Source organism: Oerskovia sp. USHLN155, from assembly GCF_037145535.1.
In the GTDB taxonomy this organism is placed as follows: Bacteria; Actinomycetota; Actinomycetes; order Actinomycetales; family Cellulomonadaceae; genus Oerskovia; species Oerskovia rustica.
On the sequence record NZ_JBBCXG010000001.1, the window covers coordinates 154,189 to 176,964 of the forward strand.

Annotated in this window: 22 protein-coding genes; 15 read left to right on the top strand and 7 right to left on the bottom strand. The window is 74.0% G+C overall.

Annotation, left to right across the window (positions count from 1 at the left end):
* Positions 1–7: 7 nt before the first annotated feature.
* Positions 8–1,456 carry a Na+/H+ antiporter NhaA gene (gene nhaA, locus WFH32_RS00625; RefSeq protein ID WP_191797669.1) on the bottom strand — a complete coding sequence of 483 codons (1,449 nt, stop codon included), beginning with the start codon at positions 1,454–1,456 and terminating at the stop codon, positions 8–10.
* 131 nt (positions 1,457–1,587) lie between these two features.
* On the opposite strand from nhaA, the gene WFH32_RS00630 reads away from it, so the two are divergent.
* Positions 1,588–2,937, top strand: coding sequence for a molybdopterin molybdotransferase MoeA (locus tag WFH32_RS00630; protein WP_318244241.1), 1,350 nt, complete (start codon positions 1,588–1,590; stop codon positions 2,935–2,937).
* Between the two features lie 29 nt (positions 2,938–2,966).
* On the top strand, positions 2,967–3,419 hold the full coding sequence (locus tag WFH32_RS00635; protein ID WP_191797667.1) for a molybdenum cofactor biosynthesis protein MoaE: 453 nt from the start codon (positions 2,967–2,969) through the stop codon (positions 3,417–3,419).
* Between the two features lie 19 nt (positions 3,420–3,438).
* On the opposite strand, the gene WFH32_RS00640 is transcribed toward WFH32_RS00635, so the two are convergent.
* From WFH32_RS00640 to WFH32_RS00650, 3 genes are all read right to left on the bottom strand, one after another.
* Positions 3,439–3,675 (bottom strand): hypothetical protein, encoded by a 237-nt coding sequence (locus WFH32_RS00640; RefSeq protein ID WP_138825210.1) that lies wholly within the window; start codon positions 3,673–3,675, stop codon positions 3,439–3,441.
* A 107-nt stretch (positions 3,676–3,782) separates the two neighbouring features.
* Positions 3,783–4,937: a GTP 3',8-cyclase MoaA gene (gene moaA / locus WFH32_RS00645; RefSeq protein ID WP_191797665.1), complete on the bottom strand. Its 1,155-nt coding sequence runs from the start codon at positions 4,935–4,937 to the stop codon at positions 3,783–3,785.
* Between the two features lie 70 nt (positions 4,938–5,007).
* On the bottom strand, positions 5,008–5,418 hold the full coding sequence (locus tag WFH32_RS00650) for a winged helix-turn-helix transcriptional regulator (RefSeq protein WP_318244240.1): 411 nt from the start codon (positions 5,416–5,418) through the stop codon (positions 5,008–5,010).
* A gap of 126 nt (positions 5,419–5,544) precedes the next feature.
* Between WFH32_RS00650 and WFH32_RS00655 the strand changes: the two genes are divergently transcribed.
* Positions 5,545–6,471 (top strand): SDR family oxidoreductase, encoded by a 927-nt coding sequence (locus tag WFH32_RS00655; RefSeq protein ID WP_336705916.1) that lies wholly within the window; start codon positions 5,545–5,547, stop codon positions 6,469–6,471.
* A gap of 56 nt (positions 6,472–6,527) precedes the next feature.
* On the top strand, positions 6,528–7,496 hold the full coding sequence (locus WFH32_RS00660) for a VOC family protein (protein ID WP_336705917.1): 969 nt from the start codon (positions 6,528–6,530) through the stop codon (positions 7,494–7,496).
* Positions 7,497–7,602: 106 nt separating this feature from the next.
* Here the strand turns inward: WFH32_RS00660 and WFH32_RS00665 are convergent, their stop codons facing one another.
* The 3 genes from WFH32_RS00665 to WFH32_RS00675 form a co-directional block, all read right to left on the bottom strand.
* Positions 7,603–8,202: a DUF4203 domain-containing protein gene (locus WFH32_RS00665; protein ID WP_191797659.1), complete on the bottom strand. Its 600-nt coding sequence runs from the start codon at positions 8,200–8,202 to the stop codon at positions 7,603–7,605.
* 24 nt (positions 8,203–8,226) lie between these two features.
* Entirely contained in the window at positions 8,227–8,622 is a 396-nt protein-coding gene (locus WFH32_RS00670; protein ID WP_138825201.1) for a universal stress protein, read from the bottom strand.
* Between the two features lie 215 nt (positions 8,623–8,837).
* Positions 8,838–9,668 carry an IclR family transcriptional regulator gene (locus tag WFH32_RS00675; RefSeq protein ID WP_336705918.1) on the bottom strand — a complete coding sequence of 277 codons (831 nt, stop codon included), beginning with the start codon at positions 9,666–9,668 and terminating at the stop codon, positions 8,838–8,840.
* Between the two features lie 73 nt (positions 9,669–9,741).
* On the opposite strand from WFH32_RS00675, the gene eda reads away from it, so the two are divergent.
* The 11 genes from eda (at position 9,742) to WFH32_RS00730 (ending at position 22,543) form a co-directional block, all read left to right on the top strand.
* Positions 9,742–10,431 (top strand): bifunctional 4-hydroxy-2-oxoglutarate aldolase/2-dehydro-3-deoxy-phosphogluconate aldolase, encoded by a 690-nt coding sequence (gene eda, locus WFH32_RS00680; RefSeq protein ID WP_191797655.1) that lies wholly within the window; start codon positions 9,742–9,744, stop codon positions 10,429–10,431.
* A gap of 6 nt (positions 10,432–10,437) precedes the next feature.
* Positions 10,438–11,562 (top strand): sugar kinase, encoded by a 1,125-nt coding sequence (locus tag WFH32_RS00685; protein ID WP_336705919.1) that lies wholly within the window; start codon positions 10,438–10,440, stop codon positions 11,560–11,562.
* Between the two features lie 240 nt (positions 11,563–11,802).
* On the top strand, positions 11,803–12,171 hold the full coding sequence (locus tag WFH32_RS00690) for a hypothetical protein (protein WP_138825193.1): 369 nt from the start codon (positions 11,803–11,805) through the stop codon (positions 12,169–12,171).
* Between the two features lie 399 nt (positions 12,172–12,570).
* Positions 12,571–12,663, top strand: a complete 93-nt coding sequence (locus WFH32_RS00695) for a potassium-transporting ATPase subunit F (protein WP_129429396.1) — start codon at positions 12,571–12,573, stop codon at positions 12,661–12,663.
* A gap of 89 nt (positions 12,664–12,752) precedes the next feature.
* Positions 12,753–14,408 (top strand): potassium-transporting ATPase subunit KdpA, encoded by a 1,656-nt coding sequence (kdpA, locus tag WFH32_RS00700; protein WP_191797697.1) that lies wholly within the window; start codon positions 12,753–12,755, stop codon positions 14,406–14,408.
* Complete coding sequence (gene kdpB, locus WFH32_RS00705) at positions 14,405–16,861, top strand: potassium-transporting ATPase subunit KdpB (RefSeq protein WP_336705920.1); 2,457 nt, start codon at positions 14,405–14,407, stop codon at positions 16,859–16,861. Before kdpA ends, kdpB begins: the two co-directional genes overlap by 4 nt.
* Before the next feature lies 1 nt (position 16,862).
* Positions 16,863–17,585 carry a potassium-transporting ATPase subunit KdpC gene (gene kdpC, locus WFH32_RS00710; RefSeq protein ID WP_336705921.1) on the top strand — a complete coding sequence of 241 codons (723 nt, stop codon included), beginning with the start codon at positions 16,863–16,865 and terminating at the stop codon, positions 17,583–17,585.
* 216 nt (positions 17,586–17,801) lie between these two features.
* Entirely contained in the window at positions 17,802–20,432 is a 2,631-nt protein-coding gene (locus tag WFH32_RS00715; RefSeq protein WP_404822022.1) for a DUF4118 domain-containing protein, read from the top strand.
* On the top strand, positions 20,429–21,118 hold the full coding sequence (locus WFH32_RS00720) for a response regulator (RefSeq protein ID WP_191796381.1): 690 nt from the start codon (positions 20,429–20,431) through the stop codon (positions 21,116–21,118). The genes WFH32_RS00715 and WFH32_RS00720 overlap by 4 nt, the downstream gene beginning before the upstream one ends.
* A gap of 112 nt (positions 21,119–21,230) precedes the next feature.
* Complete coding sequence (locus WFH32_RS00725) at positions 21,231–21,668, top strand: TFIIB-type zinc ribbon-containing protein (RefSeq protein ID WP_191796382.1); 438 nt, start codon at positions 21,231–21,233, stop codon at positions 21,666–21,668.
* 104 nt (positions 21,669–21,772) lie between these two features.
* Positions 21,773–22,543, top strand: coding sequence for an SDR family NAD(P)-dependent oxidoreductase (locus WFH32_RS00730; RefSeq protein WP_191796383.1), 771 nt, complete (start codon positions 21,773–21,775; stop codon positions 22,541–22,543).
* The last annotated feature ends 233 nt before the right edge of the window (positions 22,544–22,776 follow it).

Genomic DNA, 22,776 nt, shown 5'->3' on the forward strand with positions numbered 1-22,776 from the left:
GAGGGGCCTAGGCCTCGACGTCCTCGACCGCCTCGGGCGCGCGCCACGGCCGTGGGGGCAGCCCGGGCGGCGGTCCGGTGGACTCGGGCGAGCACAGGGGCAGGCGTTCGCCCAGGATGCGCAGCGTCACGGACCCGGCGACGGCCGCGATCAGCGACCCCGCGAGGATCCCGATCTTGGCCTGCTCGATGAGCGCCTCGTCGTCGAACGCGAGCTCGGCGATGAACAACGAGATGGTGAACCCGATCCCCGCGAGCATCGCGCCGCCCAGCAGGTGCGAGTAGCGCACCCGGCCGGGCAGGTCGCCCAGGTTCAGCCGCAGGGCCAGGGCCGAGGCGCCGAAGATCCCGACGGCGTTGCCCACCACGAGCGCGACCGCGACCCCGATCGTCAGCCGCGACGTCATCGCGGCCGACAGCGACTCGGCGTCGAGCTGCACGCCCGCGTTCGCCAGGCCGAAGACGGGCACGACGACGTAGGCGCTCCACGGGTGCAGGACGCGCTGGAGCCGGTCGCTCGCGGGCACGGCCGCGCGTGCGGCGAGCTCGGTCAGGTGCTCGCGTTCCGCCGTCGTCTCCTCGCGCAGGCGCTGGGCGTACCCCGGGACGTCGTCGACCTGGTCCGGGCGGGCCCGGCGGGAGGGGACGAGCAGCCCGACCAGGACACCCGCGAGCGTCGCGTGGACGCCCGAGGCATAGACCGCGAGCCACAGCGCGACGCCTGTGCCCACGTACGGCGCGAGGCGCCAGACGCCGAGCCAGCGCATCACGAGCATGCCCGCGACCAGGACTCCCGCGATCGCGAGGCCGGGCAGCCACACGCCGTCGTTGTAGAAGACGGCCATGACCGTGATGGCGCCGATGTCGTCGACGACCGCGAGGGTCAGCAGGAACAGCCGGAGCCGGTCGGGGCAGCGCGGGCCGAACAGCGCGAGGACCCCCACGAGGAACGCCGTGTCGGTCGACATGACCACGCCCCAGCCGTGCTGCGCGTCGGTGCCCGCGTTGAACGCCAGGTAGACGAGCGCGGGGACGAGCAGCCCGCCCAGCGCGCCGAGCGCCGGGACCGCGACCGTCCGCCGGTTGCGCAGCTCACCGCTCGTGACCTCGCGGTTGATCTCGAGGCCGATCACGAGGAAGAAGACCGCCATCGCGGCGTCGTTGACCCAGTGGTGCAGGTCCATGTCGAGCGACCAGCCGCCCAGGTGGATACCGGCCGTCGTGGCCCACAGGTCGTCGTACGCCGCGGACCACGGCGAGTTCGCCCACACGAGGGCGACCACGGTCGCCGCGAGCAGCAGCACCGCGCCGCCCGCCTCGGTCGCGAGGAACTGCCGGACCGCGGGTGCGACCGGTCGCACGGGGAAGCGCAGCGGGGGCCCCGGCCGCTGGTCGAGCGTCGGGAGGAGCGGCCGCCCGCCGGGCTGCGCCGGCGGGACCGGGGGAGTGGACGTCACCGCTCCAAGGTCGCAGCGCGCGGCGCGCGGCGCAACCGTCGGACGGGCACGCTCGTGGCCCGCGGATCGTGACAGGCTGGGTCCCGTGGCCGCCGGGCGGGCGGCCCGTCCGGGCGGCGTGAGGAGCAGAAGTGACGGCAGAGCAGGCAGCGCCGAGCGACGAGGCGAGAAGCGGCCCGACGACGACGCCCGCCACCGCGCCGAGCGGACCCGGGACGGAGCACCAGCAGGCCGCAGGCGCTGGTCGCGTGAGCGTCGAGCAGCACCGTCGCGAGGTCGAGGCGCTGCTCGGGCCGGCGCTCGCGGACCGGCGCGTCGAGCGTGTGGCACTGGTCGACGCGCTCGACCGGGTGCTCGCGAGAGACCTGCTCGCACCCGTCGACCTGCCCGCGTTCCGCAGCTCGCAGATGGACGGCTACGCGGTGCGGTCCGCGGACGTCGCCGGGGCCTCGGACGGGTCGCCCGTCGTGCTGCCGGTCGTGGCCGAGGTCCCCGCGGGGCCCGGCAGCCCGGCGGTCCTCGCCCCGGGGACGGTGGCCCGGATCATGACCGGTGCCGTCGTGCCGGAGGGGAGCGACGCCGTCGTGCCCGTGGAGGACACCGACGCCGTGCGGTTCGGTGCGCACGCGACCGGGGCTCCGCGCGGGTCCGTCGGGACGGACGTCGGGGTGCTGGCGCCGCGCGGTGGGGGCGAGTTCGTGCGCGACGTCGGGACGGACGTGCGTGGTGGCGACCTGGTGCTGGCCGCGGGGACGAGGCTGGGACCGCAGCACCTGGCCGCCGCGGCGTCGTGCGGAGTGCCCTCGCTCGAGGTCCGGGCACGGGTGCGCGTCGCGGTCGTCTCGACCGGCACCGAGGTCGTCGGGCCCGGCGAGCCCGCCGCGACCGGGCAGGTGTACGACGCGAACCTGCCCGGGCTCGCGGCCGCTGCCCGGCGCGCGGGGGCCGAGGTCGTGCTCACCGGGCGCACGGGCGACGACCCGGGCGAGCTGGCCGCACTCCTGGCACGGGCCGCCGAGGCGGCCGACCTGGTCCTCACGTCGGGCGGTGTGAGCCAGGGCGCCTACGAGGTCGTCAAGGACACCCTCGGGGACGGCGTGACGTTCCGGTCGGTCGCGATGCAGCCCGGCGGCCCACAGGGGTTGGGGACCCACCACGGGACCCCGATCCTCACCTTCCCCGGCAACCCCGTGAGCGCCCAGGTCTCGTTCGCGGTCTTCGCACGCCCCCTCCTCGAACGCGCGGCGGGCCTCCCGGACCGGGATGACGAGACGCGCACCGTGACCGCGGCGATCGACTCCCCGCCCGCCAAGCGGCAGATGCTGCGCGGGCGGACGGTGCCCGGTGGCGCGGTCGAGGTCGTCGGTGGCGCGGGGTCGCACCTCGTGGCGACCATGGCGGCGGCCGACGTGCTGATCGAGGTGCCCGAGGGCGTGGCAAGGGTCGAGGAGGGCGAGAGCGTGCGGGTGGTACGGCTGTGAGCGGCGCTCCGGGAGCAGAGGACGGGAAGATGACGGCTGACGACCCGCACCGTGCGCCCGCACCGGGCGACGTGTCCCGCGTGACGAGCGACGTGCTCGACGACGCCGTGGTGCGGTCCGTGGAAGGTGCGGTGTCCTCGCGCGAGTGCGGCGCCGTCGTGACCTTCCGGGGGGTCGTGCGCGACGTCGACGGCGGGCGCGACGTCACGGGCCTCGACTATGAGGCGCACCCCGACGCGACCGAGGTGCTCCGGCGCTGCTGCGCGACGGTGTCCGCCGAGACGGGGCTGCGCGTCGCAGCCGTGCACCGCTACGGGGTGCTGACGATCGGGGACGTGGCGCTCGTCGCGAGCGTCGCCTCGGGTCACCGTGCCGAGGCGTTCGCGGCCTGCTCGCTCCTCGTCGAGCGCATCAAGGCCGAGGTGCCGATCTGGAAGCGCCAGCACTTCACCGACGGCGACTCGGAGTGGGTCGGGCTGTAGCGGCTGACGTGCGGCCCGGTCAGTCGCGCGGGTTGTCCTTGAGGAGACCGAACCCGATGCCGACGAGCGCCCCCAGGATGAGGCCGGGGCCCGCCAGCAGGAACGTGCCTGCCGTGACGCCGATCAGGGTGCCGAGGACGGTGCTCGGCCCCGCTGTGAGGCGGCTCGGACCGGGCCGGTGGACGGGGAGGGAGTCGGCTCGTGGAGCGGGCTCGTCGGGGGTACGGCTGTCGCGAGGAAGGTCGAGGAGGGCCACGCCTCCATGGTAGGTCGCGGGGCGCGTCCAGGCGCGGGATCCTGCGGCTCTCGCGCCGCCGCGGAGGATGATCTTGGACACGTCGGCCGGTCTGGCCGCCAGGCCGGTCAGCCCCCGATCGCGCCCATGCTGCGCTCGGTGCGCGCGAAGGCCTCGGGGTCGTCGGCCGGACCGCCGACCGCACCGGTGTCGGGGGCGCCGCGGTCGAGGCCGTGCGCGAACGGCTTGGCCCACATGGCGCCCTGCCAGGCGGTGACGATCGCGGCGTCGGTGGCTGCGTCGTCGGGCCCTTCGCCGCGCGCCTCCCCGGGCGAGCCGGCGGCCCGACCGGTTCGCAGGAGCGAGCGCAGGTCCACCTCCTCGTTCCCGAACAGGCACGAGCGGACGGTCCCCTCGGCGGTCAGGCGCGTGCGGTCGCAGTCGCCGCAGAACGAGCGCGTGACCGACGCGATGATCCCGACGGTCGCGGGGCCGCCGTCGACCGCCCACTCCTCGGCCGGGGCCGAGGGGTCCTCGCGACCCACCGGGGTCAGCGCGAAGCGCTCGCCCAGGACGTCGAGCAGCCGCTCGGCCGAGACGAGCTGGTCACGGGCCCAGTTCTGGTCGGCGTCCAGGGGCATCTGCTCGATGAAGCGCAGCCGGCACCCGTGCTCGACGGCCCACGCGAGCAGGTCGGTCGCGCCAGCGAGGGTCTCGGGCATGAGGACCGCGTTGAGCTTGACGGGGGACAGTCCTGCGTCGAGAGCGGCCCGGATGCCCGCGAGCACCTGAGGAAGGCGGTCGCGGCGCGTGAGCTCGGCGAAGTGCGTGCGGTCGACCGTGTCGAGCGAGACGTTGACGCGGTCGAGCCCGGCGTCCACGAGCTCGCCGACGCGCTTGTCGAGGCCGATCGCGTTGGTCGTCATCGAGATCCGGACGCCGGGGGCCGCCGCGCGCGTGCGCCGGACGATCTCGGCGAGGTCGGGGCGCATGAGCGGCTCGCCGCCCGTGAACCGCACGTCGCGGATCCCGAGGCGGTAGCCGATCCCGACGAGCCGTCCGATCTCGCCCGGCGTCAGCAGGTCGTCGCGGGGGATCGCGGGGAGTCCTTCGGCGGGCATGCAGTAGGTGCAGCGCAGCGAGCACTTCTCCGTGACGGACACCCGCAGGTCGTGGGCGACGCGCCCGTAGCGGTCGACGAGCGCCTCGGTGTCCGGGCGTCCCGGGGTGCTCGGCGCCCCGGTCGGGCGCACGCGCGGGAGCCCGAGGGCGACGGCGGTCATGCTCGCGAGTCTACGCAGCGGCGGGTGCCGAGGCGGAGGCTGCCCAGCCGCGACGGACGCGTGGCGACGGTCAGCGCGCGGCCCGGGCGTCGTACGCCTCCTGGGCTGCGACGACCTGCGGCACCGCGCCCTCCAGGACGTCGATGAGGTCGACGAGCCTGTCGGCGACGACCTGCCCGAGCTCGGTGAGCGAGTACTCGACGTGCGGGGGGATGGTCGCGCGGACCTCGCGCACGACCAGTCCGTCACGCTCGAGCCCCTGGAGCGTCTGGGCGAGCATCTTCTCGCTCACGCCGTCGATGCGTCGGCGCAACGCGTTGAAGCGGACCGCGCCGTCGCGCAGGCCCGCGACGGTCAGGACTCCCCACCGGCCCGTCACGGCCTCGAGCGCGTGGCGGGACGTGCAGCCGCGCTGGAACACGTCGGCGAGCATCTCGTCGGACGGTCCCGTGGCGTCGAGGGCGGGGTGGAGGTCGGTCACGGGGCCAGCCTAGCGCGCAAGCCGATCGTGAGCACTGTGACGTAGAACGCACTGCTGAATGGATTGCACTTACGAAAAGTTAGTGCCAGGCTGTCGCGGTACCCACCACCCCCTCAGGAGGACCCCATGATCGCCGTCACCGCCGCCACCGGACACCTCGGACACCTCGTCGTCGACTCGCTCGTCGAGCGCGGCGTCGCCCCCGAGCGGATCGTCGCCGCCGTCCGCACACCGGCCAAGGCCGCCGACCTCGCCGAGCGCGGCGTCGTCGTCCGCGAGGCCGACTACTCACGTCCCGAGACCTTGGCGACGGCGCTCGCGGGCGTCGACGTGCTGCTCCTCGTCTCGGGTTCCGAGGTCGGGCAGCGCGTCCAGCAGCACGCGAACGTGGTCGAGGCCGCGAGGGCCGCAGGCGTCCGCCACCTCGTCTACACGAGCGCACCGCAGGCCACGACGTCCGCGCTGGTCCTCGCCCCCGAGCACAAGGCCACCGAGGAGCTCGTCGCGGCCTCGGGCCTGCCCGCCACGATCCTGCGCAACGGCTGGTACACCGAGAACTACCTCGGCGCGGTCGAGCAGGCGCGCGAGACCGGAGTGGTGCTCGGCAGCGTCGGCGAGGGCCTCGTCGCCTCGGCGAGCCGCAAGGACTACGCCGAGGCTGCGGCCGTCGTCCTCGCGGCGGCGGAGGCCGACCCGGCCTTCGAGGGCGGTGTCCACGAGCTCTCGGGCGACGTCGCGTGGGACCACCCGTACCTCGCCGCGACCGTCGGCGAGATCGTCGGCCGCGAGGTCGTCTACCAGGACGTGACCCCCGAGGTGCACGCGCAGATCCTGCTCGACGCGGGCCTCGACGAGGGGACCGCGGGCTTCGTGGTCGCCCTCGACGGCAACACGCGCGACGGGCTGCTCGCCGCGACGTCGGGCGAGCTGTCGCGCCTCCTCGGGCGCCCGACGACGCCGCTCGCCGAGGGGCTGCGGGCTGCGGTGGGCGTGGCGTCGGCCGGGCGGCCGGGCGCCCGGCGCGTGGGACAACACCGGCTTCCTTTTAGTTGAAGCATCAACTATTCTGGTGAGCAGAGGTCGGGACCCGGCCCTGGACGGAGGACACCATGACTGACCGCACGACGAGCGTTCCCGGCTCCGACGCCACCGGCTTCGCGACCAAGGACCTGCTCTCGGCCGACACCTCGATGGACGCCGTGACGCTGCACGTCGCCGACCTCGACCTGATGACCCGCTACTACCGGGACGCGCTCTCCCTGGCCGTGCTGACGCCGTCGGACGCCCTGCTCGCGGCGATCCCCGGCGCCGGGACCGGCTCGCGCGACGAGATCGTGGTCCTTGGGCGCGGCGCGACGCCGCTCGTCGTCCTGCGCCGCGGCAAGGACCTGCCCCGTGCCCGCCGCGGCGAGGCCGGTCTGTTCCACACTGCCCTGCTGTTCGACGACGCCCCCGCGCTCGCCGCTGCCGTCGCGTCGGTCGCGCGCACGGCCCCCAGCACGTTCATCGGCAGCGGCGACCACCTGGTGTCCGAGGCGTTCTACTTCACGGACCCCGAGGGCAACGGCGTCGAGCTCTACCACGACCGCCCGCGCGAGACCTGGAGCTGGCAGGACGGCCAGGTCGCGATGGACACCCTCTACATCGACCCCCACGCGTTCATGCAGGAGCACCTCACGGACGAGGCGCTCCAGCGGGCGCTGACGACCGACGTCGTCGGCCCCGACGACACCGTGGTGGGGCACGTGCACCTCCAGGTGGGCGACATCCCCACGGCCCGCGAGTTCTACGTCGACACCCTGGGCTTCGAGGCCACGGCCTCGCTGCCCAGCGCGCTGTTCGTCTCGGCGGGCGGGTACCACCACCACATGGCCATGAACACGTGGAACAGCCAGGGGGCCGGGCCGCGCGCCTCGACGCTGGGCCTGGGGCAGGTCGCGATCTCCGTGCCCTCCGAGGACGACGTCACGGCGCTCGTCGACCGGCTGTCCCGGCGCGGGATCGAGATGCGCCACGACGGCGCGACGTTGCGGTTCGACGACCCGTGGAAGAACCTCATCGAGGTCGCGGTGCGCTAGCCCGCCCGGCCTCGGCCGCTGAGTGCGGAGCACGCGCCGTCCCGAGCCCGTCGGGGCGGCATCTGCTCCGCACTCGGCGTTCCGTGGGAGTCCCGGCGCGCGCGGGTCAGCGCTTCGAGGGTTCCTCGTCGCGCTCGATGCCCAGGCGCTTGGCGAACAGCCGCCGCTGGACGAGCCACCCCGCGAGGGCCAGCGCGGCCCACGCGAGGAACGACACGACCTGCTCCCAGCCCGGCGACGGGTCGCGCAGGAAGCCCAGCGTGTCCGGAGACACCCTGCCCAGGCCGCCGAGCACGAGGCCCGCACCACCGATGGTCGTGAGCCACAGCAGCGCCCGCCGCCGGTACCTGTCCGCGAGGAATCCGCAGGCCGCCGCGACCGCGATGACGATGATCGCCGCGAGGACCCAGTTCCCCGAGTCGCCCGAGACCGTGCCGTAGAGCTTGGCGCCGATCACCGCGCCGGTCACGATCCCGATGAAGAACGACGCGAGCTTGAACACGAACGCGACCGTGATCCACGCGACGAGCGCGCCCAGGACCCCGACCAGCAGCGCGGTCGACTGGCTCGCGCCGAACAGGTCGCCCAGCATCCAGCCGAGACCGAACCCGGACGCGATGACCGCGAGGTGGACCGAGCCGACACCGAGGAAGCACAGCAGCAACCCGACGGCGACGATGACGAGACCAGCGACGACCGGGTCCATGGGGACCTCCTGGCGTGATGTGGGCTAGTGCTTGGCCTTGATGACGAGCACGGGAGCATGGGCGTCGAGCAGGACGCGCTGGGTGGTGCTGCCGAGGAGGAACTTGCCGACGGGGGAGCGCTTGCGCGAGCCGATCACGACGAGGCTCGCTGCGAGGCGCTCGGCCTCGTCGAGGATCGCGACCGGCGGGTCGACGCGTGCCTCGCGGTACGTGACGGTCGCGACCGGTGTGCCCTCAGGCAGGGCGTCGAGCAGGTGCGCGAGGTCCGGCGGGAGCGGCGGGTCCTCCTGCGGGGGACCCTCGAGCGGGGTGAGGACGAAGACGGCGAGGGGCAGGGCTCGACGGAGCGCCTCGGCGGCTCCGGCTCGCAGTGCCGCCTCACCCTGTGGCGAGTCGTTGTAGGCCACAAGTACGGTCATCGCCGCGGTGCTCCTCGTTCGTCGTGCCCGGGTCGACGGGCAGATCGCGTGTGATCTGAACTCTCTCACACCGCAGGGGGCCGCGCAGCGAACGGCGGAGCGCGTCGAGGGCTCCCCGCCCGACGGCGTCGCTCGCCGTCGGCGTCCTTGCTCGGCCCGGTCGGTGGCCGGGCTCCCGGCCGGCACCCGGGGCCGCGGCCGGGGCGGCGGCCGGGTCAGCTGCTCGAGGGAGCGAGGTCGGCGGGCAGGCTCAGCGACGGGGGGAGCAGTGGCCGGGCGACGGTGTCGATCGTCCGGGCGAGCTCGACGTGCCGGCGGGTGTCCATGCGGTCCGCCGGGGCGGTCACCGACAGGGCCGCGACGGCCTGCCCGGCGCGCAGGAGCGGGACCGCGAGGCAGCTGATGCCGGGCTCGTTCTCCTCGGTCTCGGTCGCGTACCCGCGGGTCCTGGTCGTGCGCAGGGTCTCCCAGAGCGCGTCGTCGGTCACGGGGCTCGTGTCGCCGGCCGCGGCGGTGTACCAGCCCATCGCGGAGCGGTCGGTCGCGCGGAACGCGAGCAGGGCGCGGCCGAGCGCGGTGGTGGCGGCCGGGCGGCGGCGGCCGATCGCGGACCACACGCGGACGGCGCGCGCGGGCTCGACCTTGTCGAGGTAGACGATCTCCGGCCCGGACAGCACGCCCAGGTGGATGAGCTCGCCCGACGCCTCGCACACCGCGGTGAGCGCCGGCGTCAGCAGTGCGGGCAGGTGCTCCTCCCCGAGGAAGACGTTCCCGAGCGCGGTCGCCGCAGGGCCGAGGCGATACCTCCCGGTCGCGGGGTCCTGCTCGGCGTGGCCGCGGAAGCGCAGCGCGGCGAGCGTGCGGTGCAGCGAGGTCTTGTTCAGGCCGAGGTCTGCCGCGAGGGTGCCCAGCGGGGTGCCGTGCGGGCCTGCGGCCGCGAGGTGCTCGAGCGCGAGCAGCGCCTTGTCGACCGAGCCGAGGGGGCTGGTGGCCGGTGCGGGGTCGGCTTCGGGAGCGTCCGTGTCGGCGGGCGGCCGGGCTACCACGGGCTGGGGCCGTTCGCGTAGAGTGATTTCGCATTCCAGAACATCCGTTCACTATAACGAAACGCGAGGCCTCATGTCACCCGCTGCGCCCCCGACCGACCTCCACGAGCTCTTCGCCAGGGTCCGGGTCGTCCCCGTGGTCGTCGTGGAGGACGAGGCCCAGGCGCTCGCCCTCGGCGCCGCCCTCCTCGACGGCGGCCTGCCCATCGCCGAGATCACCTTCCGCACCGCCGGGGCACGCGCCGCGATCGCGGCCGTGACGCGCGAGCTCCCCGAGCTCGTGACCGGGGCCGGGACCGTGATCAACGCCGAGCAGGTCGACCAGGCCGTCGACGCCGGCGCCCGCTTCGTCGTCTCGCCCGGCCTGAGCGCCGACGTCGTGCGCCGCGCCCAGCACCACGGCCTGCCGATCTTCCCCGGGGTCGCGTCGCCGTCGGACATCATGGCCGCCCTCGCCCTGGGGCTCGACGTCGTGAAGTTCTTCCCCGCCGGCATCAACGGAGGGGTGCCCGCGATCAAGGCGCTGTCCGCACCGTTCCCCGGGCTGCGCTTCGTCCCCACGGGCGGCGTGAGCGCCACCAACGCGACCGAGTACCTCGCGGTGCCCTCGGTCCTCGCGGTGGGCGGCTCGTGGATGGTCGACAAGGCCCTCGTCGAGGCGGGCGACTTCGCCGAGATCACGCGACGCTCCGCGCAGGCCGTCGCGCTCGCGGCGGCTCCGACGTCCGCAGCCGCGCCCGCCTCCGCTGCCGCAGGAAAGTGAGCTGACATGACCGACAGCACCCGTACCGTGGGCGCCCCCCTGAACCTCCGCCCGGCCGCGGACTGCACCTACGACGTCGTCTCCCTCGGTGAGGTCATGCTCCGCCTCGACCCGGGCGAGCGACGCATCAAGACCACGCGCTCGTTCGACGCCTGGGAGGGCGGCGGCGAGTACAACGTCGCGCGCGGCCTGCGCCGCTGCTTCGGCCTGCGCGGCGCGATCGTCACGGCGCTCGCGGACAACGAGGTCGGCCGCCTGGTCGAGGACCTCATGCTCACGGGCGGGCTCGACACGAGCTACGTCCAGTGGGTGCCGTACGACGGGATCGGCCGCACGGTCCGCAACGGCCTCAACTTCACCGAGCGCGGCTACGGCGTGCGCGGCGCGGTCGGGGTGAGCGACCGCGGCAACACCGCGATCGCGCAGATGCAGCCGGACGACGTCGACTGGGACGAGCTGTTCGGACGCGGCGTGCGCTGGCTCCACACGGGCGGGATCTTCGCAGCGCTCTCCGCGTCGTCCGCGGACGTCGCCGAGGCCGCGATGAAGGCCGCACGCAAGCACGGCACGATCGTGTCCTACGACCTCAACTACCGCCCGTCGCTCTGGCAGGGCATCGGCGGCCCGGCGCGCGCGCAGGAGGTCAACCGCCACCTCGCGCAGTACGTCGACGTCATGATCGGCAACGAGGAGGACTTCACCGCGAGCCTCGGCTTCGAGATCGAGGGCGTCGACGAGAACCTCACGGACCTGGACACCGCGGCGTTCCGCGCCATGATCGAGACCGCTGCAGCCGCGTACCCGAACTTCCAGGTCATCGGCACCACGCTGCGCGCCGTGCACTCCGCGACCCGCAACGACTGGGGCGCCATCGCATGGTCGCGCGTGCAGGGGTTCGCCGAGGCCACGCACCGCGCCGACCTCGAGATCCTCGACCGCGTGGGCGGCGGCGACTCGTTCGCCTCGGGCCTCGCGTACGGGCTCATGGAGCTCGGCTCGATCCAGGAGGCCGTCGAGTACGGCGCCGCGCACGGCGCCCTCGCGATGACCACGCCGGGCGACACGTCGACGGCGTCGCTCGCCGAGGTCCGCAAGCTCGCGTCGGGCGGGAGCGCGCGCGTCCAGCGCTGAGGCGCTCGTCGAGGTGCGGCCAACGGGGGTCCGGGAACGTTCCGGACCCCCGTTGGCCGCATCTCGGGACGGTTCGCGGCGCGCCGCCGTCCGCCCTCCGCCGGGCCCGCGCCTCCTGGCGGCGCGCCGGGCGGCATCCCGCGCGCAGGCCATACCTCGCGGCTAGGGTGGACGAGGACGGACAGATCGGACACAGCCCGTCGGCAGCCCACGTGGCCCGACGAGTGCGAGGAGGCACACGTGGTGCAGCGCGGTGAGGTGCCGCTGGGCCGCCTCCCACGGCGCACCGTCGACGCGCCCGCCGACATCGCCCGTGCCGTCGAGCACGCACGCATCCTGCGAGGAGCGGGCGACCCCACGGGGGCGGCCCGCGTCCTCGACCGGGCCTTCGACGCCGAGGGCGTGCGGACCCGGACCGTCTCCGAACGCCTGCGCTTCCGGGCCCTCGTCCTGCGGGCGGACCTCGCGCTCCAGCTGCACGACGACGTCGCGGCCGCCCGGTTCCTCGCCGGCGCCGAGTCGCTGCCCCTGCTCGCGGACGCCCTCGCGGCGCTCGACGACGACCTGCACCTCGCCGAGGAGCTGCGCGAGCGCCTCGACGCCGACTGATCCCGTCTCGCCGCCCCTCTGATCCCGCCGCGACCCTTTGCCCGGGGGCGCCGGAGCCGACCCCGGTACCGGCCCCCGCGAGGAGCACGGGCGGTGCCGACCGCCCGCCGTCAGGGTTGCGTCAACACGCGCCCGGGCCCCGTCAAGAACCCGTCAACGCCGACCCGTGACGCCCCGCCCACGCCGTAGACCTGAGGTGTGCGCAGGAGCTGCGCACCGGCACCGCGCCTCCCGCACCGACCACGAGCAGCCGCTCGCGATCCACGGAGCCGCCCGCCGCACGACGTTCGAAGGCAGAGCTCAGATGGCCGACCTGGCCTACATCCTGCTGACCGTGGTGTTCTTCACCGCCGTCGGCCTCGTGGCACGCCGCCACGGCTCCTCCGGGGGGTCCGCGTCATGACGGTCCTCGACTGGGTCGGGCTCGGCACCGTCGTGGTGCTCCTCGGCTACCTGTTCGTCGCCCTGCTCCGCAGCGACAAGGTCCGGTGAGCGCGACCGTGCTCACCCAGACCTCCGCGCTGGCCCAGACCGCCGTCCTGACCCAGACAGCGACGCAGGCGGCGACACAGACGCCCAGCGTGTGGATCGCCGTCGGGCAGGTCGCCCTGCTCCTCCTCGCGCTCGCCGCGGTCCATGCCCCGCTCGGCGCCTACATGGCGCGCGTCTTCACCTCGCCCCGGCACCTGCGGGTCGAACGGGCCGGGTACCGGATCATGCGCGTCGACCCCGACGCCGAGCAGAGGTGGAGCACCTACCTGCTCTCGCTCCTCGGCTTCTCGACGGCCTCGCTCCTGGTCCTGTACGGGCTCGCGCGCCTCCAGGCGCACCTGCCGATGAACCTCGGGTTCTCGGCGTTCGACCCTGCCGGTGCATGGAACACCGCGGTCTCGTTCGTGGCCAACACGAACTGGCAGTGGTACTCGGGCGAGGCCGCCGCGGGGCACCTGCTCCAGATGGCCGGGCTCGCGGTGCAGAACTTCGTGTCCGCGGCCGTCGGGATCTCGGTCGCGGTCGCCCTGATCCGCGGCTTCATGCGCTCGGGCACCGACGGGCGCGTCGGCAACTTCTGGTCCGACCTGACCCGCACCTGCGTGCGCATCCTGCTGCCCATGGCGTTCGTCGGGGCGCTCGTGCTGCTCGCCACGGGCGTCATCCAGAACTTCGACGCGCACACCGCGATCGACACGGTCGCGGGCGGCACGCAGCACGTGCTCGGCGGCCCCGTCGCCTCGCAGGAGGTCATCAAGGAGCTCGGCACCAACGGCGGCGGGTTCTTCAACGCCAACTCGGCGCACCCGCTCGAGAACCCCACCCCGTTCTCCAACCTGTTCGAGATCTTCCTGATCCTCGTCATCCCCTTCACGCTGCCCCGCACGTTCGGCCTCATGGTCGGCGACAAGCGCCAGGGCTGGGCGATCCTCGGGGCCATGGGCGCGCTGTGGTTCGTCGCGGTCGCGCTCATCACCTGGGCCGAGATGGCCGGCCCCGGTGCCGCCCCGCTCGCCGCGGGCGGCGCCATGGAAGGCAAGGAGACCCGCTTCGGCCTCGCCGCGAGCGCCCTGTTCGCCGCGTCCACCACGGGCACCTCGACCGGGGCGGTCAACGCCATGCACGACTCCCTGACCGCCCCGGGCGGCGGCGTCACGATGTTCACCATGATGCTCGGCGAGATCGCGCCGGGCGGCGTGGGCTCCGGCCTGTACGGGATGCTCATGCTCGCGATCGTCGCGGTCTTCGTGTCGGGCCTCATGGTCGGGCGCACCCCCGAGTACCTGGGCAAGAAGATCGGCCGCCAGGAGATCACGCTCGTCGCGCTCTACATCCTCACCGTCCCGTTCCTCGTGCTGGTCGGCACGGCCCTCGCGATCGCGCTGCCCGCCGGGCAGGCCGGCATCCAGGAGGCGGGCCCGCACGGGCTCTCCGAGGTCCTGTACGCGTTCACGTCCGCGGCCAACAACAACGGCTCGGCGTTCGGCGGTCTCACCTCCGGCACGCCCTTCTACAACACGGCCCTCGGCATCGCGATGCTCGCCGGCCGCTTCATCCCCATGGCCCTCGTCCTGGCCCTCGCCGGACGCTTCGCCTCCCAGAAGACGGTCCCCGCCACCGCGGGCACCCTCCCGACGCACCAGCCGCTCTTCGTGGGCGTCCTGGGGACCGTCGCCCTGGTCGTCGTCGGGCTCACCTTCGTCCCCGTGCTGTCGCTCGGTCCCATCGTGGAGTCGCTCTCATGAATCGTTCTTCTTCCGTCGCTCCCTCGGGGAGCGTCCCCGCGGGGGGCGGGGCGGGTCTTCCAGAGGACCTCGTTCCTCGGTCCTCCGCCAAGCCCGCCACGACCCGCCCCGCCCCCCGCGGGGACGCTCCTGCTGGTGCGTCCGACGCGGTCCTGCTTCCTGTCGCTCCGGGCTCAGCCGGTGCTGCCGATGACGGTGCGGGCGACGCGGCTGGTGCAGCTGGTCCTTCGGCCCCCCATGGGCCTTCCGGCCGCAAGACCGGGGCCGGGCGTGGGGCGTCGCTCTCGGGGGCGCAGGTCCGGGCCGCGCTGCCCGGGGCGTTCCGCAAGCTCGACCCGCGTGAGCTGTACACGTCGCCCGTGCTGTTCGTCGTCGAGCTCGGTGCCGTGGCCACGACGCTCCTCGCCGCGTTCGAGCCCAGCGTGTTCGCGTGGGCCATCGCGGTGTGGCTGTGGGCGACCGTGCTGTTCGCGACGCTCGCCGAGTCGATCGCGGAGAGCCGCGGCAAGGCGCAGGCGTCGAGCCTGCGCGCGACCCAGCAGCAGACGACCGCGCGGCGCGTCATGGCTCCCTCAGACACCCTGGCGTCGGGCACAGGTCTCGCGGCCCTCCCGACGGCGGAGGTCCCCTCCTCGACGCTGGGCGTCGGGGACGTGGTGGTCGTCCGGGCGGGCGAGATCATCCCCGGTGACGGCGACGTGATCGAGGGCGTCGCGTCGGTCGACGAGTCCGCGATCACGGGCGAGTCCGCCCCCGTGATCCGGGAGTCGGGCGGTGACCGGTCGGCGGTCACGGGCGGAACCGTCGTCCTGTCCGACACGATCGTCGTGCGGATCACGGCCCCCGCGGGCCACACGTTCGTCGACCGGATGATCGCGCTCGTCGAGGGGTCGGAGCGCCAGCGCACGCCCAACGAGATCGCGCTCAACATCCTGCTGACCTCGCTCACGATCATCTTCCTGCTGGCCGTCGTGACGCTCCAGCCGTTCGCGGTGTACTCGGGCTCCAAGCAGTCGATGATCGTCCTCATCTCGCTGCTCGTGTGCCTCATCCCCACGACCATCGGCGCGCTGCTGTCGGCGATCGGCATCGCGGGCATGGACCGTCTCGTCCAGCGCAACGTGCTCGCGATGTCGGGCCGCGCGGTCGAGGCCGCGGGCGACGTCGACGTGCTGCTGCTCGACAAGACCGGCACCATCACGTACGGCAACCGGCAGGCGGCCGACCTCCTCACGGTCGGCGACGTCACGACGGAGCAGCTCGCCGAGGGGGCCCGGCTCTCCTCGCTCGCGGACGAGACGCCAGAGGGCAAGAGCATCGTGGTGCTCGTCCGTGAGCGGTACGGCGTGGGGGCCCCGGCGTCCGGCCCGGCCCCGGGGGCAGGGGAGCCCGACCACGCGGCGCGCGTGACGCCGTCGGGCAGCAACGGCACGGCGGGCGACGCGGACGACCTCACCGGCGCCGAGATGGTGCCCTTCACCGCGCAGACGCGCATGAGCGGGATCGACCTGCCGCTGCCCGACGGGCGCGTTCGCCGCATCCGCAAGGGCGCCGGCAGCGCGGTCCAGCGCTGGGTGCACTCGACCGGGTCGTCGACGAGCAGCGGGCCCGGTGGCACTGCCGCCGAACAGCTCGCGGCCCACGTCGACGCCGTGAGCTCCTCGGGCGGCACACCGCTCGTCGTGGCCGAGCAGGTCGGCGAGGGGCCCGCGCGAGTGCTCGGCGTCGTCCACCTCAAGGACGTCGTCAAGGTCGGCATGCGCGAACGGTTCGACGAGCTGCGCGCCATGGGCATCCGCACCGTCATGGTCACGGGCGACAACGCCGTGACCGCGCGGGCCATCGCCGCCGAGGCGGGCGTCGACGACGTCCTGGCCGAGGCGACGCCCGAGGACAAGCTCGCGCTCATCCGGCGCGAGCAGGCCGGCGGGCGGCTCGTCGCCATGGCGGGCGACGGCACCAACGACGCCCCCGCCCTGGCGCAGGCCGACGTGGGCGTCGCGATGAACACCGGGACCACCGCCGCCAAGGAGGCGGGCAACATGGTGGACCTCGACTCCGACCCGACCAAGCTCATCGAGATCGTCGAGATCGGCAAGCAGCTGCTCATCACGCGCGGGGCCCTGACGACCTTCTCCATCGCGAACGACATCGCGAAGTACTTCGCGATCCTGCCCGCGATGTTCATGGTCGTGTTCCCGCAGCTCGCGGTGCTCAACGTCATGCGGCTGTCGAGCCCCGAGTCGGCCATCCTGTCGGCCGTCGTGTTCAACGCGCTCATCATCCTGGTGCTCATCCCGCTCTCGCTCAAGGGCGTGCGGTACCGGCCGTCGTCGGCGTCGGCGATGCTGCGCCGCAACCTTCTGGTCTACGGCGTGGGCGGCCTCGTGGCGCCGTTCGTCGGGATCAAGCTCATCGACCTCGTGATCTCCCTCATCCCCGGGATTGGCTGACATGCCTGGAACTCTCTCGACCCCCGCGGGCGTCCCCGGACGCCCCGCCCCCCTCGCGCGCCCCTCGGCCTCGGCCGGTGCCGCCTCGCTGTTCCGCCAGACGCTCGCGGGCCTGCGCGTCCTGCTCGTCCTGACGTTGCTCCTGGGTGTGGCGTACCCGCTCACGGTGTGGGGCGTCGGGCAGCTCGCCCTGCCGTGGCAGGCGAACGGCTCGCTCGTGCGCAGCGACGGCACGCACGCCGCGTCGATCACCGACACAGGGGCGGACGGGGCCCCCGTCGTGGGGTCCGCGCTGATCGGCCAGGACTTCGCCGCGGCCGACGACGCCGAGCGCTGGTTCCACGGCCGTCCCTCGGCCGCGGGCGACGGCTACGACACGCTCGCCTCGGCCGGCACGAACCTCGGGCCGCTCAACCCCGAGCTCGTCGCCTCGATCGAGGAGCGCCGGGCGGCGCTCGCGGACCTGAACGACGTGGACCCCGCGTCGCTGCCGGCCGACGCGCTCACGGCGTCGGCGTCGGGCCTCGACCCGCAGATCAGCCCCGCGTACGCGGCCCTGCAGGTCGCGCGGGTCGCCGAGGCCAGGGGCCTCGACGAGACCGTCGTCGCGGACCTCGTGGCCCGGCACACCGCGGGCCGGGACCTCGGCGTCCTGGGTGAACCGCGTGTCGACGTTCTCGAGCTCAACCTCGCGCTCGAGAACTCGGAGAAGATGAACCCATGACGACGAGCGCGAGGCCCCCCGCCGTGGACCGGACGGCGCGGGTGCCCCGTGCCTGAGACGCGCGGCGGTCAGGAGGCCGCAGGGTCCGGGAGCCCCCAGGAGGGGCGCCCGGTCCCGGGCGCGTCCGGCACCCCCCGGCCCGACGGCGTCGCTCGCCGCCCGGGGGTCCTCACCGTGTATCTCGGGGCGGCCCCGGGCGTGGGCAAGACGTACGCGATGCTCGGCGAGGCGCACCGGCGGCGAGCCCGCGGCACCGACGTGGTCGTGGGACTCGTCGAGACCCACGGGCGCGCCGCCACGATCACGCAGATCGGCGACCTCGAGGTGGTGCCGCGCCGCGTCGTGAGCCACCGCGACGTCGAGCTGACCGAGCTCGACGTCGACGCCGTGATCGCCCGCGCGCCCCAGGTGGCGCTGGTCGACGAGCTCGCGCACACCAACGCGCCCGGATCGCGGCACCGCAAGCGCTGGCAGGACGTGCAGGACCTCCTGGCCGCGGGCATCGACGTCGTGACCACGGTCAACGTGCAGCACCTCGAGTCGCTCACGGGCGACGTCGAGGCCATCACGGGCGTGCGCCAGCGTGAGACCGTGCCCGACCAGGTCGTGCGCGACGCCGACCAGATCCAGCTCGTCGACCTCTCGCCCCAGGCGCTGCGCCGCCGCCTCGCGCACGGCAACGTGTACCGGGCCGAGCAGATCGACGCCTCGCTGTCGTCGTACTTCCGCACGGGCAACCTCACGGCCCTGCGCGAGCTCGCGCTCCTGTGGCTCGCCGACCGCGTCGACGACGCCCTGACCCGCTACCGGGCCGACCACGCGATCGTCGGCACGTGGCCCGCGCGCGAGCGCGTCGTCGTCGCCGTCACGGGTGGGCCGGAGGGCGAGACGCTGCTGCGACGCGGCGCCCGCATCGCCCAGCGCGCATCGGGCTCCGAGCTCGTCGCGGTGCACGTCCTGGCCACCGACGGGCTGCCCAGCGCCCCGCCCGCAGCCATCGCCGCGTCGCGCGAGCTCGTCGAGTCGCTCGGCGGGACGTTCCACACGGTCGTGGGGGAGGACGTCGCGTCGGCAGTCGTCGACTTCGCGCAGGGCGTCAACGCGACCATGATCGTCGTGGGCGTCTCGCGGCACTCCCGCTGGCGCGAGGCGCTGCTGGGCTCGTCCAGCACGGAGATCGCGCGCCTCGCCGGGACGATCGACGTCCACCTCGTGACGCACGAGAAGGCCCGCACGGGCAGGCTCCTGCGGGGGCGGTGGTCGGCGCTGTCCCGGCGACGCCGGGCCGCCGGGTGGGCCCTGGCCTTCGTCGTGCCCGCCGTGCTGACCGGGATCTTCTGGCTGCTGCGCGAGGACGTGTCGCTCTCGACCGAGCTCATGCTGTTCCTCGCGGGCTCGGTGGGCGTCGCGCTCGTGGGCGGGCTCTGGCCCGCCGTGGCCGCAGCCGTCGTGTCGTTCCTGTGCCTCAACTGGTTCTTCACGCCACCGACGGGGTTCCTCACGGTCCAGGACCCGGAGAACCTCCTGGCGCTCCTGGTGTTCGTGCTCGTCGCGGCGGCCGTCGCGTCGGTCGTGGACCTCGCGGCGCGGCGGACCGTGCAGGCGTACCGGGCGCGGGCCGAGGCCTCGACCCTCGCCGCGCTCTCGCGGTCGGTGCTCTCGGGCGAGGACACCGCGCAGGCCATCGTCACGCGGCTGGCCGAGACGTTCGGCCTGTCGCGGGTCGAGCTCGAGTCGCGCGCAGGGGAGAGGAGCGCGTGGCGGACGGTCGCGACCACGGGCCGCGCCGAGGGTGACGCGTTGCCCGCCGAGGGTGACCGCCCGCTCGCCGGGGGTGACGGGATCTCCGCCGAGGGCGACCGGATGCCCGCCGACGGCGACGTGCGCTCCCGGGCGAGCTCCGCCGTCGGGCACCGTGACGACCCCGGGCGCACCGAGCTGCGCGTCGACGACCACCACCGCCTGTCCCTGTGGGGGCGGGCCCTGCCCGCGAGCGACCGGCAGGTCCTCGAGGCCTTCGCCGCGCAGGCCGGGCTCGTCCTGGAGTACCGGCGACTGCGCGAGCAGGCGGCCCAGGCCGCCGTCCTCGAGGAGGCCGACGCGACCCGCACCGCGCTCCTCGCGGCCGTCTCGCACGACCTGCGCACCCCGCTCGCCGCGATCCGTACGGCGGTCGACGGGCTGGCCTCCCCGGACGTCGACCTCGACGCCGAGGACACCGAGGCCCTGACGCGGACCATCCAGGACTCGACGGGGAGGCTCGAGAAGCTGATCGACAACCTGCTGGACCTCTCGCGGCTCCAGACGGGCAGCGTGCGTCCCGTCCTGCGCGCGGCGTCGGTCGACGAGATCGTGCCGCTCGCGGTCGAGCCCTACGGGCCGGGTGTCGTGCGTCTCGACGTGCCCGACGACCTGCCACTCGTGCGCACGGACCCCGGGCTGCTCGAACGCGCGGTCGCGAACCTTACCTCGAACGCCGTGCGGCACAGCCCACCCGGCGAGCCCGTGCGGATCACGGCGTCGGCCGGCCCGCGCGAGATCGAGCTGCGCATCGTCGACACGGGTCGTGGCCTGTCCGACGAGTCCAAGGTCCGCATGTTCGAGCCCTTCCAACGCCTCGGTGACACGACCGGCGAGGGCCTGGGACTGGGGCTCGCCGTCGCCGACGGCCTCGCCCGGGCCGTGGGCGCGACCATCACGCCCGAGGACACGCCGGGCGGCGGACTGACCATGGTGGTCACGGTGCCGCGCGACGCACGGGAGGATGACGCCGTGAGCACTGACAGCGGTGGCCCGGCCGGCACGGCGGGCATGACGGACGACGAGAAGGGCGAGGTACGCGGATGAGCGTCGACGGCAACAGGGTGCTGGTCGTCGACGACGACGCGGGCCTCGTGCGCGCCCTCGCGATCAACCTGCGAGCGCACGGCTGGGACGTGACCGTGGCCATGACGGGCACGGAGGCCCTCGACGCGGCGGCGAGCGCCCGCCCCGACGTGATCCTCCTCGACCTGGGCCTGCCTGACCTCTCCGGCTTCGAGGTCATCGCGGGCGTCCGGGGGTGGAGCGCCGTGCCCATCGTGGTGCTCTCGGCCCGCCAGCTCGGCGACGACAAGGTCGACGCGCTCGACGCGGGCGCGGACGACTACGTGACGAAGCCGTTCGCGATGAACGAGCTGCTCGCGCGGCTGCGGGCCGCGGTGCGCCGCGCCCAGCCGGCCGAGGCGTCCGAGCCCGTCGTCGAGGCGGGCGACCTGCGGATCGACCTGGCCCGGCGCCGCGTGCTGCGAGCCGGGCAGGAGGTGCGCCTCAGCCCGACCGAGTGGTCGCTGCTCGAGGTCCTGGTGCGTCACCGTGGGCGCATGGTCGGACGGCTCCAGCTCCTGCACGACGTGTGGGGGCCCGCGTACTCGGCCGAGACCAACTACCTGCGCGTCTACACCGCGCAGCTGCGGCGCAAGCTCGAGGACGACCCCGCGAACCCGCGGCACATCATCACCCAGCCGGGCATGGGCTACCTCTTCGAGGTCTGACCCCGCCGCCGTACCCTGTCGCACGGCCCCGCTGCCCGGCACGTTCCGGGCGAGCGGGAACCACCGCCGCGCGCCGACCGTTGAGCGTTCGACCCGACGAAGGAGACCCGTCATGCTGTGCCCTCTCGACCAGACCGTGCTCGTGATGTCCGACCGCAAGGGCGTGGAGATCGACTACTGCCCCACGTGCCGCGGAGTGTGGCTCGACCGGGGTGAGCTCGACAAGATCATCGACCGCAGCCTCGAGGCCGAGATCGCCGCCGAGGCGGGTGGCCCTGCCGCTGCGGCCGCGCCGCACGGTGCGCCCCGCGCCGCGACCCCGCCGCCCGTGCAGTACCCGCCGACCCAGCAGCTCCCGGTCCCGCCGCAAGCGCCCTACGGCTACGCGGACGACCGCCGTCGCGACGACTACCGGGGCGACGACCGTCGCCGTGACGAGTACCGCGGGGACGACCGCTACCGCGGCTCCGACCAGTACCGCAGCGACGACCCGCGCTACCGCAAGCGCAAGAAGAAGGAGTCCTGGCTCGAGGACCTGTTCGACTTCTGAGCCGCCGCGGCGCCGGCCCCCAGGCGGGGCCGGCGCCGTCGTCGTTCCACCGGGCCGTGAGCACACACGCCGCCCGCCCTCACCCGCTCCTGATCGGAAGACCCATGCCCGTCCTGGACTCGTTCTCGCTCGCCGGCCGCACGGCGCTGATCACCGGGGGGAGCCGGGGCATCGGCCGCGGCCTCGCCCAGGCCCTCGGGGAGGCGGGCGCGCGTGTCGCGCTGACCGCCACCACGGTCGAGGCCGCGCGGTCCGCGGCCGACGAGCTGCGCGCGCTGGGCCTCGACGCGCACGGCTACGAGCTCGACGTGACGGACCGCGAGCAGGTGGACGACGTCGTCGCGCAGGTCGGGCGCGAGGGCGGCGGGGTCGACGTGCTCGTCAACAACGCGGGGATCTCGATCGGGGGCGCGGCCCTGGAGATCGAGGACGACGTGTGGCACCGCACGCTCGCGACGAACCTCGACGGCGTCTGGTACTGCTCGCGGGCCGTGGCCCGGCAGATGGTCGAGGACGGGCGCGGTGGGACGATCGTCAACGTCGGGTCGATGTCCGCGCAGATCGTGAACCGCCCACGCTGGCAGCCGGCCTACCTCGCGTCGAAGGCCGCGGTGCACCAGCTCACCAAGGGGCTCGCCGCGGAGTGGGCGCCGCACGGGATCCGGGTCAACGCGGTCGCGCCGGGCTACATCCTCACGGAGGCGTCGCCCGTGGACCAGCCCGAGTACTACGACGACTGCGTGGCGCCTGCGGCCATGAAGCGGTGGGGGACGCCGGCCGAGCTGGGGCCGGTCGTGGTCATGCTCGCGAGCGAGGCGTCGAGCTTCATGACGGGGGCCGTCGTGACGGTCGACGGCGGATACACGCTGTTCTGAGCGGCGACCTCCGCACGGTCCTGGCGGGGCTCGACGGGTACGGCCGGCCGTTCTTCTGGAGTGAGAAACGCTAAACAAAAAGGTATACCAAACAACTTGTGCTTGACCGACGACAGAAGTCTCCCTAGGGTCGGGCGTGCACCGGACCCGTCACCACGGGAGCCGCACCGCAGCGGGCCCACGACGTCGTCGGCCACAGAGCGGTGCCACGCGCTCCGCGTGCAGTCCACGCC

Bases quoted from the DNA above. Each gene is read 5' to 3' on its own strand.
- WFH32_RS00635 (WP_191797667.1), top strand. From the start codon at position 2,967: ATGACGGCTGACGACCCGCACCGTGCGCCCGCACCGGGCGACGTGTCC.
- moaA (WP_191797665.1), bottom strand. From the start codon at position 4,937: ATGACCGCCGTCGCCCTCGGGCTCCCGCGCGTGCGCCCGACCGGGGCG.
- WFH32_RS00655 (WP_336705916.1), top strand. From the start codon at position 5,545: ATGATCGCCGTCACCGCCGCCACCGGACACCTCGGACACCTCGTCGTC.
- WFH32_RS00660 (WP_336705917.1), top strand. From the start codon at position 6,528: ATGACTGACCGCACGACGAGCGTTCCCGGCTCCGACGCCACCGGCTTC.
- WFH32_RS00665 (WP_191797659.1), bottom strand. From the start codon at position 8,202: ATGGACCCGGTCGTCGCTGGTCTCGTCATCGTCGCCGTCGGGTTGCTG.
- WFH32_RS00670 (WP_138825201.1), bottom strand. From the start codon at position 8,622: ATGACCGTACTTGTGGCCTACAACGACTCGCCACAGGGTGAGGCGGCA.
- eda (WP_191797655.1), top strand. From the start codon at position 9,742: ATGTCACCCGCTGCGCCCCCGACCGACCTCCACGAGCTCTTCGCCAGG.
- WFH32_RS00685 (WP_336705919.1), top strand. From the start codon at position 10,438: ATGACCGACAGCACCCGTACCGTGGGCGCCCCCCTGAACCTCCGCCCG.
- WFH32_RS00695 (WP_129429396.1), top strand. From the start codon at position 12,571: ATGACGGTCCTCGACTGGGTCGGGCTCGGCACCGTCGTGGTGCTCCTC.
- kdpB (WP_336705920.1), top strand. From the start codon at position 14,405: ATGAATCGTTCTTCTTCCGTCGCTCCCTCGGGGAGCGTCCCCGCGGGG.
- kdpC (WP_336705921.1), top strand. From the start codon at position 16,863: ATGCCTGGAACTCTCTCGACCCCCGCGGGCGTCCCCGGACGCCCCGCC.
- WFH32_RS00715 (WP_404822022.1), top strand. From the start codon at position 17,802: ATGCTCGGCGAGGCGCACCGGCGGCGAGCCCGCGGCACCGACGTGGTC.
- WFH32_RS00720 (WP_191796381.1), top strand. From the start codon at position 20,429: ATGAGCGTCGACGGCAACAGGGTGCTGGTCGTCGACGACGACGCGGGC.
- WFH32_RS00725 (WP_191796382.1), top strand. From the start codon at position 21,231: ATGCTGTGCCCTCTCGACCAGACCGTGCTCGTGATGTCCGACCGCAAG.
- WFH32_RS00730 (WP_191796383.1), top strand. From the start codon at position 21,773: ATGCCCGTCCTGGACTCGTTCTCGCTCGCCGGCCGCACGGCGCTGATC.